This is a genomic window from Bradyrhizobium sp. WSM3983 (genome assembly GCF_000473045.1).
GTDB lineage: Bacteria > Pseudomonadota > Alphaproteobacteria > Rhizobiales > Xanthobacteraceae > Bradyrhizobium.
This window is the reverse complement of record NZ_AXAY01000011.1, coordinates 97,920-111,998: the sequence shown is the minus strand read 5'-3', so window position 1 is coordinate 111,998 and position 14,079 is coordinate 97,920. Positions and strand designations below refer to the sequence as shown.

Below are 14,079 nucleotides of genomic sequence, written 5' to 3'. Positions count from 1 at the left end.
TGCGTTCGAAGCGAGAGGCGCTATTGTCCGGTTGTTGTTGCAGCGCAACCCGCGCGTCCCTGACGCCGGGACGACAACCCGGTCCGACGCGCGTTCGCGGCGGTGCAAGCAAGCGCCCAAGAAATGTTCATGAAAGATGAAATGATCATGAAAGATAATGCGAATGCGCAATGCACGTGCGCGTTGAGAAGATTTTCTGCAACCCCTGTGTCGCCTATGCTATCTAAAAATCGCTGCTTCGGAGTGATCCCCGTCCCATGAAATCCCAGCGGCCCATAACCTCGGACGACGAGCACCGGGTGCTCCAGTTCAGGCCGCGCACGACGCCGCCCCCTGTGATCCACCGGGGCAGCGGCATCGTACAGCCGCTGCATGCGGCAGCCCCCGAACCGCCCGACCTGTCTCGTTACGAACAGCCCCGCGATGCGCCGGACGACTTCCGTCATCGCATGCTCGCCAATATCGCGGCGCTCGCCTTCACCATCGCGCTGACCGCGATCGGGATCTGGCTCGCCGTCAGCATCGCCGATTTGCGCCGAACCCAGGATTGCGTGCTGATGGGCCGGCGGGACTGCGTCAAGATCACGACGCCGCACATCTAGGCCCGGCCTGGCGCCGGAAGCCTCCCCGCCGGCAGACCACCCCGGCTGGGGCCTCCCGACCGGCATCCCCAGGGCTGTCCACGGCCCCGTCCGGCTCCATTGAACTCAGGGCGGCGCTCCGATATACGGGCTTTCGACCCGTCCAGAGGGGGTTAGAGGGCGTCATTCGGGGCGCGATGCCCACCCTCCGTGCCACCCTGGGATATCTTACAAATACCCGCAATATATCAAAGGCTTAGTGATGTCCTCCACATTCGATCAGGTCGCTACGATCATCGCTGAAACCTGCGACATCCCGCGCGACACGATCACGCCGGATAGCCATGCCATCGATGACCTTGGCATCGACAGCCTCGATTTCCTGGACATCGCGTTCGCGATCGACAAGCAGTTCGGCATCAAGCTGCCGCTGGAAAAGTGGACCCAGGAAGTCAACGACGGCAAGGCGACCACCGAGCAGTATTTCGTGCTGAAGAACCTGTGCGCGCGCATCGACGAGCTGGTTGCCGCCAAGGGCGCCAGCGCCTGATCGGGCGATCATGCAACTCGAATACTTCCACATGATCGATCGCATCGTCGACCTCAAGGTCGACGAGAAGAAGATCGTCGTCGAGGCCCAGGTCCCCAAGGAGAGCACCATCTTCGAGGGGCACTTCCCGGGCTATCCCCTGATGCCCGGCGTGCTCCTGATCGAATCGATGGCGCAGGCCTCGGGCTTTCTGCTGCTTGGCGTCTTGAAATTCGAGCGCATGCCGATTCTCGCCGCCGTGAAGGAAGCCAAGATGCGCGGCTCGGTGTTCCCGGGCGACCTGATGACGCTCGAAGCGAGCGTGGTCCATGAGGGCTCAGGCTATGCCATGACCGAGGCCAAGATCCGGGTCGGCGGCAAGCTGCGCGCGAATTCGACGCTGACCTTCACGCTGATCCCCTTCCCCAATTCGGATATGCGCGGATACATGGACGCGGTCGCAAAACGCGTTGGCTTTCCGCAACAGGCCATCTCGCCATGACTGACACCGCTTCGAAGCCGGGCCAGACGGAAGTCTGGATCACCGGCATTGGTCTTGCCACCTCGCTCGGCGAAGGTCTCGACGCCAATTGGGCCGCGCTTCAGGAGAAGCGCATCAATGTCGACGAGAAGGGCTTTGCGCCCTTCATCGTGCACCCGCTGCTGCCGGTGTCGTTCGACAGCCAGATCCCGAAGAAGGGCGACCAGCGCCAGATGGAAGCCTGGCAGCGCATCGGCGTCTACGCCGCGGGCCTGGCGCTCGATTCCGCCGGCATCAAGGGCAACAAGGATATCCTGTCGAAGATCGACATGGTGGTGGCCGCCGGCGGCGGCGAGCGCGATCTCAACGTCGACACCGGCGTGCTCACCGCCGAGGCCAAGGGCGCCAATGCGCCGGGCTTCCTCAACGAGCGCCTGATGAGCGATCTCAGGCCGACGCTGTTTTTGGCCCAGCTCTCCAATCTGCTCGCCGGCAACATCGCCATCGTCAACGGGCTCGGCGGCACCTCGCGCACCTTCATGGGCGAAGAGGTTGCGGGCGCCGATGCCGCGCGCATCGCGCTGTCGCGCATCGCCTCGGGCGAGAGCGACATCGCGCTGGTCGGCGGCTCGCACAATGGCGAGCGCAAGGACCTCATGGTCCTCTACGAATTCGGCGACTTCAACCTGAGGGACAAATTCGCTCCCGTCTGGGCGCGCAAGGACCACGCCGGCTTCGCGCTCGGCTCGGCCGGCGCCTTCCTGGTGCTGGAGTCGAAAGCGCATGCGGAAGCGCGCGGCGCAAAACCGTACGCGAAGCTGTCGAGCGTGGTGACTGATCTGGCCCGCCGCAAGCAGGGCGGCGACATGGAAGCGACGCTGGAGAAGCTTTGGGACAAGCTGCCGAAGCGCGATGGCAAGGGCGCGATCATCTCGGGCGCAACCGGCGCGGAGCCGGCGACGTCGGAGGAGCGCGGCTTCCTGAAGAAGCACGCCGACTTCCCGGTGCGCGCGACCGGCACGATGTTTGGCCACACCATGGAAACGCAATTCCCGCTCGGCATTGCGCTCGCGGCGCTCTCGATCTCGCGCGGCGCGCTGTTCCCGCCGAACGATACGACCGGGACCGAGATTGAAATGCAGGGGGCGCCCACCCAGATTGTCGTGGTGGGAGCCGGACACTGGCGCGGCGAAGGCATGGCGCTGGTCGAGGCGATTGACTAGCTCTAACGGGGGATCGACATGACAGCACCACGCGACAAACTCGGGCGTCCCGTTGTCGTCGTCACCGGCATGGGCATCACGACCTCGCTCGGCGCCGGCAAGGCCGACAATTGGTCAAAACTGGTCGCGGGCGAATCCGGCATTCGCACCATCACGCGCTTTCCGATCGACGGCCTGAAGACCACAATGGCCGGCACGGTCGATTTCGTCAGCGTCGATCCGTTCTCCTCCACCGGCCTGTCCGAGCGGATGGCTGAGCTCGTCACCCAGGAAGCCCTGGAGCAGGCCGGCATCGGCGCCAATGGCGATTTCCCGGGCCCCCTCTTCCTCGCGGTTGCGCCGGTCGAGGTCGAATGGCCGCAGCGCCGCGAGCTCGGCCGCGCCGTCGGCGCGCCCGACTTCACCTATGACGATCTCTTGCGCATCTCCGGCGGCGGCAAGTACAGCGCCTATCACCACCGCTTCATGTTCGGCTCGGTTGCTGCGCACCTCGCGGAGACCTTTGGCACCAAGGGCTCGCCGATCTCGCTGTCGACGGCCTGCGCGTCCGGAGCCACCTCGATCCAGCTCGGCGTCGAGGCGATCCGCCGCGGCGAGACCGATGCCGCGCTGTGCGTCGCCACCGACGGCACCGTCAATCCGGAAGCGCTGGTGCGCTTCTCGCTGCTCTCGGCGCTGTCGACCCAGAACGATCCGCCGCAGGCGGCCTCTCGCCCCTTCTCCAAGAACCGCGACGGCTTTGTCATGGCCGAAGGCGCCGGTGCGCTGGTGCTGGAGAGCTATGAAGCGGCGACCGCGCGTGGCGCAAAGATTCTCGGCGTGATCGCCGGCTGTGGTGAGCTCACCGATTCCTTCCATCGCACCCGCTCGTCGCCTGATGGCAAGCCGATCATCGGCTGCATGAACAAGACGCTGGCCGATGCCGGCATGACGCCGGACCAGATCGACCACATCAACGCGCACGGCACCGCGACGCCCGAAAACGACAAGATGGAGTACAACACGACTTCGGCCGTGTTCGGCGATCTCCTGCAGAAGATCCCGGTCACCTCCAACAAGTCGATGGTCGGCCACACTATCTCGGCTGCGGGTGCGGTCGAGGCGATCTTCTCGCTGCTCACGCTTGAGCATCAGCGCATTCCGCCGACCATCAACTACGACAATCCGGATCCCACGATCCTGTTCGATGTCGTCGGCAACAAGGCGCGCGATGCCCGCGTCACCGCCGTGATGTCGAACTCGTTCGGCTTCGGCGGCCAGAACGCCTCGCTGATCCTGACCCGCGAACCGGCCTGACCGGGCGCATGGCGCTGCTTCCTGCGAGCACGAAGGCCCGCGCGCGGGTGGCCGCAAAATCCATCGGCGGCGGCCTGATCGGTGCCGCCACCGTCGGCCTGCTCCGCACCACGCGCTATTTCGATCCGGTCAAGACCTCGGACTTTTTCGCGCGCGTCACCAAGCTGATCGGCCCGCGCCTGCGCGAGCATCGTATCGGCCGCGCCAACCTCGCCGCGGCCTTTCCCGAGAAGTCACCGGAAGAGATCGAACAGATCCTGATGGGCGTGTGGGACAATCTCGGCCGCGTCGGCGCCGAATTCGCCCATATGGACCATGTCTGGGACTACGACCGCGAGCATCCGGAACGCAGCCGAATCGAACTACCGCCACGCACCGTCGAGCTGTTCGATCAGATCCGGGACGACGGCAAGCCGGCGCTGATCTTCACGTCCCATCTCGCCAATTGGGAACTGCCGGCGATCGCCGCCGTCGCACACGGGCTTGATGCCGCAATCCTCTATCGCCGCCCGAACATCGCCTCTGCCGACCGCATCATCCAGGAGATGCGCCAGGTCAACATGGGCACGCTGATCCCGGCGGGGCGCGACGCGCCGTTCCGGCTCGCGCAGGCGCTGCAGGACGGCAAGCACGTCGCCATGCTGATCGACCAGTATCTGACCGGCGGCGTCGAGGTCAGCTTCTTCGGCCGCAAGACCCGCGCCAATCCGATGCTGGCGCGCCTGTTGCGCCAGGTCGAATGCCCCATCCACGGCGTCCGCGTCATCCGCAAGCCCGGCGGCCGCTTCCGCGGCGAGCTGACCGAGGAGATCAAGCCGGTGCGCGACGCTGACGGCAAGATCGACATCCAGGGCACGACGCAGGCGATCACGAGCGTGGTGGAAGGCTGGGTGCGCGAGCATCCCGAGCAGTGGCTATGGCTGCACCGGCGGTGGCGGTAGCAACTTGAACCGAAGTTGCATACAGTCCATTATTTTAACACGCGAAACCTGTATCAGCTAGCGAATCGAGCCGTTTGCATTCCGACATCGCCCCCCAAACAGCCGGTCTGGAGCAGCATGACCCATCCCTGCCGCGTCCTCATGATCTATCCGAAGTTCGTTCCGAACTCGTTTTGGAACTATACGCAAGCCTGCGAACTCGTCGGCGCGAAGTATCCGGCGGCGCCACTCGGCCTGATCACCGTCGCCGCCATGTTGCCGAAGCAATGGGACATCCGTCTCATCAACCGTAACACCGAGTCATTGACGGACGCGGACCTCGACTGGGCCGATCTCGTCATGATCGGCGGCATGCTCAACCAGCAGCCTGATGCGATCCACCTGATCGATCTCGCCCATCGGCACGGCAAGCCGGTCTGTGTCGGTGGGCCTGACGTCTCCTCCAGCCCGCATCTCTATGCGGATGCGGACTTCCAGGTGATCGGCGAGGCCGAGCAGATCATCGAGCACTTCATCGCCGCCTGGGACAAGGGCGAACGCAACGGCGTGTTTGTCGCGGAGAAATTCAAGGCCGACGTCACGCTCAGCCCCATGCCCCGCTACGATCTGCTGAACTTCGATCACTACCTCTTCATTGGCGTGCAATATTCGCGCGGCTGCCCGTTCACCTGCGAGTTCTGCGATATCATCGAGCTGTATGGCCGCGTGCCGCGCACCAAGACCAACGATCAGATTCTCGCTGAGCTGCAGGTGCTCTACGATCGCGGCTATCGCGGGCATGTCGATTTCGTCGACGACAATTTCATCGGCAACAAGAAAAACCTCCGCACCCTGCTGCCACGGCTCAAGGACTGGCTGGAAGAGCGCGACTATCCGTTCGAGTTCTCGACCGAAGCCTCGATCAACATCGCGGACGACAGCGAATTGTTGCAGGCCATGAAGGACGCGAACTTCTTCGCGATTTTCGTCGGCATCGAGAGCCCGGATCCGGAAACGCTCGTGCAGATGAAGAAAAAGCAGAACACCAGACGCAATATCGCGGAGTGCGTCCACAAGATCTACAGCTACGGCATGTTCGTCACGGCCGGTTTCATCGTCGGGTTCGATACCGAGAAAGCCTCGATGGGCCAGGCCATGATCGACTTCATCGAGGAGGCGAGCATTCCGGTCTGCATGGTCGGACTGCTCTATGCGCTGCCCGGCACGCAGCTGACGCGGCGGCTGGCCGCGGAAGGCCGCCTGCACCAGGGCCACGACCTCATGCTTGCCGAGCAGGCGGGCGATCAATGCACGCTCGGCTGCAATTTCGACACCAAGCGCCCGCTTCGTGACGTGCTTGCCGATTACAAGGCCGTGCTCGGACACGTGTACAGTCCCACCGCCTACGCAGGACGGCTGTCGCGTCTCGCCGCCATGCTCGACCGCTCCAACCGGCGCCGCGAGCTGCCGGATGGCGACGTGCGCAAGAGACTCGGCGGCATCGAAAGCGTGCACAGGATCATGCAGGCCCTGCCGGAGGTCCGCGAGCCGTTCTGGAAGACCTTCGTCGAGATCGCCAAGACCAATCCAGGCGCGCTGCGTTACATCGTGATGCTGATGGCGCTGTACATGCACCTCGGCCCGTTCGCCAAGCGCGTGATCGGTGAGATCGACCGGCGCATGGCCGAGCTGGACGAGATGCCTGCGGCGAGGGTCGCGGTAGTTAATCAGGCGCGAGCGCCGGTATAGCTAGACCCACTGACCGCGATATTCGCGGATCCAGCCCTCGATCACCGACGTGACCGCCTGCGTCTACGCGGGTGCGCAGCCACCGTCACTTCCCCGTCTTAACCCTGGTCCAGAGCCGGTTGATGATGCGCGGGATCGCGGGCGAGACGCGCGCGAAGGGCGCGCAGGCGCTGCGGACGGCAAGCACGTCGCCATGCTGATCGACCAGTATCTGACCGGCGGCGTCGAGGTCACCTTCTTCGGCCGCAAGACCCGCGCCAACCCGATGCTGGCGCGCTTGCTGCGCCAGGTCGAATGCCCGATCCACGGCGTGCGCATCATCCGCAAGCCCGGCGGCCGCTTCGCCGCGGAGCTGACGGAAGAAATTCCGCCGGTGCGCGACGCCGAGGGCAAGATCGACATCCAGGGCACGACGCAGGCGATCACGAGCGTGGTGGAAGGCTGGGTGCGCGAGCATCCCGAGCAGTGGCTATGGCTGCACCGGCGGTGGCGGTAGCGCCTCACTGCTCCGGCAAGCCTGCGTCGACCATGGACTGAACGACCTGATCGGCGGCTGCGAGATACACCGGGCTCGCATTCTTCCTCGGCGGCGCGACGTTGAGCTTGGTCGTGCCGGGCTGCAGCTTCAGGCCCTCTTCGATCGCAGCCTTCGCCTCCTCAAACCGCCCCGATCGCTGGTAGGCGACGGCGAGCAGCATGTGCGAGCGCCCGGTCGCCGGCGTAATCGCGATCGAGCGCCGTATCCAGGGCACCGCCTCTTCGCCCTGCCCCTTCAGCAGCGTCGCCCAGCCCGCGCCGAGCAGCCAGGTCCAGCGCGAGGCCGCCGGTGTGTCGTAGCGGTCGGCCTGGCGGAAGGTCGCGAGCGCATCGTCGAAGCGGCCGAGAAAGATCTGCCCGAGGCCGATCAGATAGAGCGCAGGCCCATTCCAAGGATCGAAGCTCAGCGCCTTGGCGCAGGTCACGAGACTCTCCACGAAATGATTGGTGGCGCTCTGGAAGCGGCAATAGGCCTCGAGCACCGGAATCGAATTGGGCTTCGACCGCAACGCCTGCTCGAGGGTCGCGCTGGCCCGGGCCTCGACCATAACGGCTTCATCCGGGCTGAACCAGCGCATCTGGATGCCGCGCATCTGAAGCGAGGCGAGCGCGACCGCGACGTCGAGATTGTCGGGCTCGTCGTTGAGAGCCTTCTGCAGCATGCTCTGTGCCGCGCCAAAACGCTCGCGCGTGGTGTGGTTGATCGAAGCGAGCGCCTGCTCGACGGCCACCTTGTCGCCGCCCGCCGACGATTTGCGGCTCGCGGATGACGATGCGCTCGGCTCCAGAATTTCATTCAAGCGACGCGCTAGCAGATGACCGACGCTGGCGACGAGCCGGGACTGCGCGAGCTGCGCGTCCGCCTCGTCCGCGGCGACCGACGCCGCGACGACCGACTGAACCTCGCCGGTGCCCGACTTGATGATGCGCGCGCGCAGTGTCCAGAGCTGATCGCCGTGCTGTAATTCGCCACGCAGCTCGTAATCGGATGATGCGGCGGACACAGCGCTCTCGCCGCCAGTGACCGCCAATCGTGGCGCAAGCACGCTGATGTTCTGGATCTTCGCAAAACCATCCGTGAGGCGAGCGGTGAGCTCGGCGGCCATCACGGCATCGCGGGAATCGTTGCTGTCGTCAACGATCGGCATCACGGCGAGCCGCGGCGGCGTTCGCTTGAACAGGAGATCCGGCTTCAGCACGGGCGCGGCAACCGCAAGCCCCATGACGATCACACAGAGCCCGGCCACGACGGCGACCATGGCTTGCCGGCTCAAACCGAACATGGCGCGCTGCGGCCTCACGGCGGCGACCTCGGACGGCGGCAGCGGCGCGACCTCGCCGGCCGGGTCCAGCCGGGTCTCCTCGGCCTGCACCGGTCCGGCATCGGGCGCAGTCACAACCTCCATCGCCAGCAGGTAGCCCCCTCCCGACGCGAGCTTGATCAACTGCCGCCGCTCGTCGCCGAGCGCGGCGCGAAGCTCGCGGATGCATTGAAACAGGCTGTCCTCGCCGACATGGACATTCGGCCAGACCGCCTCCATCAGCTCCTGCTTGCTCAGCACCCGGCCGCCGCTGGTCGCGAACAACCGCAGCATCTCGAAGGTCTTGGGCCGGAGCTTGATCGGAGTGCCATCGGCCCCGCGCAGCTCCGCGCGCTGCGGGTCCAGCTCGAAGCCGGCGAAACGAAGCAAATGATCCCCCAAAGCGTCTCCCGAGGCGGCTCGTATAGAGGAACTGTGTCGAAAAAGCCCCAGAATTTATCCTGAAGCGGAAATATCAGAAATCTTCAGAAAGCTCCTAACCCCTTATCAGGACACCGCCCCCGACCCGGTGCGATGAATCCTCTCGAGGACTCGCGACCGCGTGCTTTGGGGGAAGTTGGTGACGGGGAAAGATTGTTTCAAAGCGACCCGCCGTCTGCGGGCCGCGCTGCTCACGTCGTCTGCGCTGGCCTTGGCCTGGGCGCTGCCGGCCGTGCCATCGCGCGCCGCGTCGAATGGCACCTGGCTCCCCTCTCCCGGCAGCAACGACTATGCCACCGGCTCCAACTGGGACGGCGGCTTTGTGCCGGCGGGCACGGCTTCCTTCGGCACCTCGAACACCACAAGCCTGGTGATTACGAGCGCCAGCGTCGGCGGCTGGACCTTCAATGCGGGCGCCTCGAACTACACTTTTGACGTCAGCGGTCAGTTGAACTTCACGGGTGCCGGCATCACCGTCAACGGCGGCAGCGTCACGATCAACTTCAACGGCATCCAGTCGCACGCTGATTTCTCCAGCGGCACCCTTGGCGACGCCACCATCAACAACAATGGCGGCGACCTCCAGTTCTTCGCCGGCAGCACGGCCGGCAATGCCGCGCTGAACAATAACGGCAACGGTCAAATCATCTTCTTCACGTCGACGACGGCCGGTTCGATCGCCGGCAACGGGTATTATGACCTTCAAGGCAACCAGCTCACGGTCGGCTCCAACAATCTATCGACTGTCGAAAGCGGCCAAATCTATGGCGGTTCGCTGGTCAAGATCGGCGCCGGCACGCTGACGCTTGCGTCGTACCACACCATGACCGGCGACGTCACGATCAACGGCGGCACGTTACAGATCGGCGGTTCTGGCATGGGGACCTCCCAAGCCATCCAGGGAGCCGTCACTGTCGGCGCCGGCGGCACCTTCAGCGTCGTCAACTCCGACCTCGTCGGCGTCACCACCGTCTCCAACAGCGGGACCATGACGTTCCGCAACGATCCCGGCTATTCTAGCAGCGCCAGCTCCGCCAATATCACCAACAGCGGTACCCTCTCCTTCTACAACGACGGCACCGCCGAGAACGCGACCATCGCCAACACGGCCAGCGGCACAGTCAACTTCTACGACCGGAGCACGGCCGGAAACGCCACTATCACCACCGATCCCGCCAGCGGCAACCGCGTGACCGTCAGCTTCAACGACTCGAGCACTGCCGGAAGCGCTGCCATCACCAACAACAACACCCTGGCCTTCAACAATTCGAGCACGGCGGGAAGCGCGGGCATCACCAACAACGGCTTGATGAATTTCCGCGACAGCAGCACGGCCGGCAGCGCGACCGTCAGCAACAACGGCGGCCAGATATACTTCTACAACACCAGCACGGCCGGCAGTGCCACCATCGCCAACAACACCTACGGCCAAATCATCTTCAATGACTCCAGCACGGCCGCAAACGCCAGCATCACCAGCGGTTACTACAGCTTCGTCGGCTTCTACAATTCGAGCACGGCCGGCAGCGCCGCCATTACTGTCAACAACGCCGGCAGACTAACTTTCTACGACACCAGCACGGCTGGCAGCGCGACCATCACCAACAACAGCGCCGGCTCCACGTATTTTTACGGCACCAGTACTGCTGGCAGCGCCACGATCAACAACAACAACGGCGGCTCCATCACGTTTTACAACACCAGCACCGCTGGCAACGTAACGATCAACAACGACGGCTCAGTCGATTTCAGCCAAACAAGCACGGCGGGAAGCGCCGGCATCACCAACAACGGCACCTTGAACTTCAACGCTTCGAGCACGGCCGCAAGCGCAACCATCACCAACAACTTTGCGATGTCGTTCGTTGGCGCCAGCACGGCTGGCAGCGCGACCATCACCAACACCTATAATCTATTCTTCAACGGCACCAGCACGGCCGGCAACGCCGTCATCACCAACAATGGCGGCGGCATCTTCAACAATTCCGTCGGAATGATCTCTTTCCAGGGCACCTCGACCGCGGGCAATGCGCAGCTGATCAACAACGACCCGAGCGCCGTCTTCGATTTCTCCGGCAGCTCCGGCCCGAACGGCGACCGCAAGCTCAGCGCCGGCTCGATCGCCGGCAACGGCACCTTTTATCTCGGTGCCAACGAGCTAAGTGTCGGCGGCAACAATCTGTCGACCACCGTCAGCGGCGTGATCGCCGATGGCGGCTACGGCGGCGGCACCGGCGGCTCGCTGGTAAAGACCGGCACCGGCACGCTGACGCTATCAGGCGCCAACAGCTATACCGGCGGCACTACCTTCGCCGGCGGAACGGTTAGCGTCTCCTCAGACGCCAATCTCGGCGACCTCGCAGGCAGCCTGACTTTCAACGGCGGCACCCTGGAAGTCACCGGCACGACATTCAACGCCTCCGCACGCACCGTCAACCTGGGTGCCGGCGGCGGCACATTCGACATTGCGGACGCAGCCAACAATTTCGTCATTAGCCAGAGTGTCAGCGGCGGCACACTGACCAAGTCCGGCGCCGGCACGCTGACCTTGACCGGCGCCGGAAATTTTTCTGGCGCGACGGTGTCCACCGGTACGCTGGCGTTCAGCGCCAACGCCACGGCCGGCAACGCCGCCATCGCCAACAACGCCCAGCTGACCTTCGCCGACAACGCCACCGCCGGCAATGCCACCATCACCAACGCAAATCAGTTGACGTTCTACGGCCACACCACGGCCGGCAACGCGATCATCACCAACAGCGGCAATGTGCTGTTCGACGGCGATTCGACGCCCGACAACGCGCAGCTCATCAACACCGCGTCCACCGCCGTCATCAACTTCTTCACCCCCGGCCTGAACAGCGACGGCAAGATCAGCGCCGGCTCACTCGCCGGCAGCGGCCGCTTCGACATCAACGGCGCAGAACTGACGGTTGGCGGCAACAATTTGTCGACCACCGTCATCGGCGTGCTCACCGGCGACGGGAGCATCACCGGGACATCACTGATCAAGGTCGGCACCGGCACACTGACCCTGGCGGGCGTCAACACCTACACCGGCGCAACGGCAGTCGATGGCGGCACGCTCGCGGTGAACGGCTCGATCGCGTCCTCCAGCAGCCTCACCGTGAACAGCGGCGGCACGCTCGGCGGCACCGGCATCGTCGGCAACACGACGATCGCGAGCGGCGGCACGCTGGCGCCCGGCAATTCCATCGGCACCCTCACCGTCAGCGGCAATCTGGCGTTCACCTCCGGCAGCTTCTACGGGGTCGAGGTCTCCGCGTCCGCCGCCGACCGGACCAACGTCTCGGGCATCGCGACGCTTACCGGCGCCAACGTGCAGGCGGTGGCGATCCCGGGCAGCTTCCGCAGCCAGACCTACACTATTCTCAATGCGACCGGCGGGCTCGGCGGAACGCAATTCGCCGGGCTGAGCGTCACCGGCAGCTTCAGCCCCACGCGCAACCCGCATCTCACCTACGATCTGAACAACGTCTATCTCGTGCTCGATCCCGGCACGATCGTGCTGCCGGCGGGCACAGGCGCCAACCAGAATAATGTGGCCGGCGCCATCAACGGAGCCGTCGCAGGCGGCGGGACGCCGCCCGCCGGCTTCGATGTACTGCTCAACATGGGCCAGCCGCAACTCAACGGCGCGCTCGGCCAGGTCTCGGGCCAGCCGGGCGCCGCAGGCACGCAAGCCTCGTTCAACGCCATGCAGCAATTCGTCGGCATGCTCGATCCTTTCGGCGGCGGCAGCACAGATGGCGAGCGCGGCGCAGTTTCTGGCGATGCTGGTGCAATGGGCTATGCGTCCACCGGCCCGCGCGACGCCAGGGTGCGCGAGGCCTATGCCGCATTGACACCGCGCGAGGCCAGCGGCGAGGTCATCGACCGGCGCTGGGGCGTGTGGGCCTCCGGCTATGGCGGCGCCAGCACATTGAACGGCAACGCAGCGGCCGGTTCGAGCTCCACCACCAGCCGTATCTACGGCACCGTGGTCGGTGCCGACTATCGTCTCTCGCCGGACACGCTCGTCGGCTTCGCGCTCGGCGGCGCAGGCTTCAACTTCTCGGTTGCGGATGCGCTCGGCGGCGGCCGTGCCGATCTCTTCCAGGCAGGCCTCTATGCCCGCCACAACTTTGGGCCCGCCTATCTGTCGGCCGCGCTCGCCTATGGCTGGCAGGACGTCACCACCGATCGCACCGTGACGGTCTCGGGCACCGACAAGCTCACCGCCAACTTCAAGGCCAGCACCTTCTCAGGCCGACTGGAAGCCGGCTGGCGCTTCGCACCCATCCCCGCCTCCAGCTTCGGCGTAACGCCCTACGCAGCGGTGCAAGCCACCACGTTCCACCTTCCCGGCTACGGCGAGACCGCGATCGTCGGCAGCAACCAGTTCGCGCTGTCCTACACTGCGCAAGACACGACCAATGTCCGCACCGAGCTCGGCGCCCGCACCGACCAGCGCTTGCTCGTCAACAACGGCGTGCTCACACTGCGCAGCCGGCTCGCCTGGGCGCACGATACCAACACCAACCGTTTCGTGAACGCCGCCTTCCAGACGCTGCCCGGCGCAGCCTTCACGGTCAACGGCGCACGGCCCGCCGCAGACTCCGCGCTGGTCGGTGGCCGCGCGGAGATGAAATGGCGAAACGGCCTCTCACTCGCGGGCACCGTCGAGGGAGAGTTCTCCCGCAGCACGCAGATGTACACAGGCAAGGGCACAGTGCGGTATGAGTGGTAGGTGGCGCCTTGCGCTCGCGATGCTTCGCGTTGAGCGCGGTGTCCGGACCTAATGGCGACGATGCCATTCTGCCGGTGTTTTGCCCGACGAGTCAAATGACGCGAGCCCCACTCAGCGGCGTGCCCGACCGTGCAATTCATGCCGCGCGCGAGGTGCCACGAGTCTTTTTCGCCAGCGGGGCGATTCAACCAAGCCGCAGCTCGAATTAAGCACCGTCACCGCCGGCAACGCGCCGGCGGCGGTTCTACTGTGCATGGGGTTGTTTTGCGGA

The 14,079-nt window shown here is 64.8% G+C and carries 9 protein-coding genes and 1 pseudogene; 9 read left to right on the top strand and 1 reads right to left on the bottom strand.

Translation table 11 applies throughout. The features are described from left to right. Nucleotides 1–257 precede the first annotated feature (257 nt). From YUA_RS0119515 to YUA_RS0119480, 8 genes and pseudogenes are all read left to right on the top strand, one after another. Nucleotides 258–602 carry a hypothetical protein gene (locus tag YUA_RS0119515; RefSeq protein ID WP_027532222.1) on the top strand — a complete coding sequence of 115 codons (345 nt, stop codon included), beginning with the start codon at nucleotides 258–260 and terminating at the stop codon, nucleotides 600–602. A gap of 241 nt (nucleotides 603–843) precedes the next feature. Continuing rightward, nucleotides 844–1,131 carry an acyl carrier protein gene (locus YUA_RS0119510; protein WP_007592476.1) on the top strand — a complete coding sequence of 96 codons (288 nt, stop codon included), beginning with the start codon at nucleotides 844–846 and terminating at the stop codon, nucleotides 1,129–1,131. 10 nt (nucleotides 1,132–1,141) lie between these two features. Continuing rightward, nucleotides 1,142–1,612, top strand: coding sequence for a 3-hydroxyacyl-ACP dehydratase FabZ family protein (locus YUA_RS0119505; protein ID WP_027532221.1), 471 nt, complete (start codon nucleotides 1,142–1,144; stop codon nucleotides 1,610–1,612). Further along, complete coding sequence (locus YUA_RS0119500; protein ID WP_027532220.1) at nucleotides 1,609–2,814, top strand: beta-ketoacyl-ACP synthase; 1,206 nt, start codon at nucleotides 1,609–1,611, stop codon at nucleotides 2,812–2,814. The genes YUA_RS0119505 and YUA_RS0119500 overlap by 4 nt, the downstream gene beginning before the upstream one ends. Before the next feature lie 18 nt (nucleotides 2,815–2,832). Continuing rightward, nucleotides 2,833–4,110: a beta-ketoacyl-ACP synthase gene (locus YUA_RS0119495; RefSeq protein WP_027532219.1), complete on the top strand. Its 1,278-nt coding sequence runs from the start codon at nucleotides 2,833–2,835 to the stop codon at nucleotides 4,108–4,110. Nucleotides 4,111–4,118: 8 nt separating this feature from the next. Beyond that, on the top strand, nucleotides 4,119–5,051 hold the full coding sequence (locus YUA_RS0119490; RefSeq protein ID WP_027532218.1) for a lipid A biosynthesis lauroyl acyltransferase: 933 nt from the start codon (nucleotides 4,119–4,121) through the stop codon (nucleotides 5,049–5,051). 117 nt (nucleotides 5,052–5,168) lie between these two features. Continuing rightward, nucleotides 5,169–6,779, top strand: a complete 1,611-nt coding sequence (locus tag YUA_RS0119485) for a B12-binding domain-containing radical SAM protein (protein ID WP_027532217.1) — start codon at nucleotides 5,169–5,171, stop codon at nucleotides 6,777–6,779. Nucleotides 6,780–6,948: 169 nt separating this feature from the next. Continuing rightward, a pseudogene (locus tag YUA_RS0119480) lies at nucleotides 6,949–7,275 on the top strand (lipid A biosynthesis lauroyl acyltransferase); the annotation flags it as partial. Between the two features lie 4 nt (nucleotides 7,276–7,279). On the opposite strand, the gene YUA_RS0119475 reads toward YUA_RS0119480, so the two are convergent. Then, nucleotides 7,280–9,007 (bottom strand): winged helix-turn-helix domain-containing protein, encoded by a 1,728-nt coding sequence (locus YUA_RS0119475; protein WP_027532215.1) that lies wholly within the window; start codon nucleotides 9,005–9,007, stop codon nucleotides 7,280–7,282. Nucleotides 9,008–9,197: 190 nt separating this feature from the next. On the opposite strand from YUA_RS0119475, the gene YUA_RS44450 reads away from it, so the two are divergent. Continuing rightward, nucleotides 9,198–13,808 carry an autotransporter domain-containing protein gene (locus tag YUA_RS44450; protein WP_156947174.1) on the top strand — a complete coding sequence of 1,537 codons (4,611 nt, stop codon included), beginning with the start codon at nucleotides 9,198–9,200 and terminating at the stop codon, nucleotides 13,806–13,808. Nucleotides 13,809–14,079 lie beyond the last annotated feature (271 nt).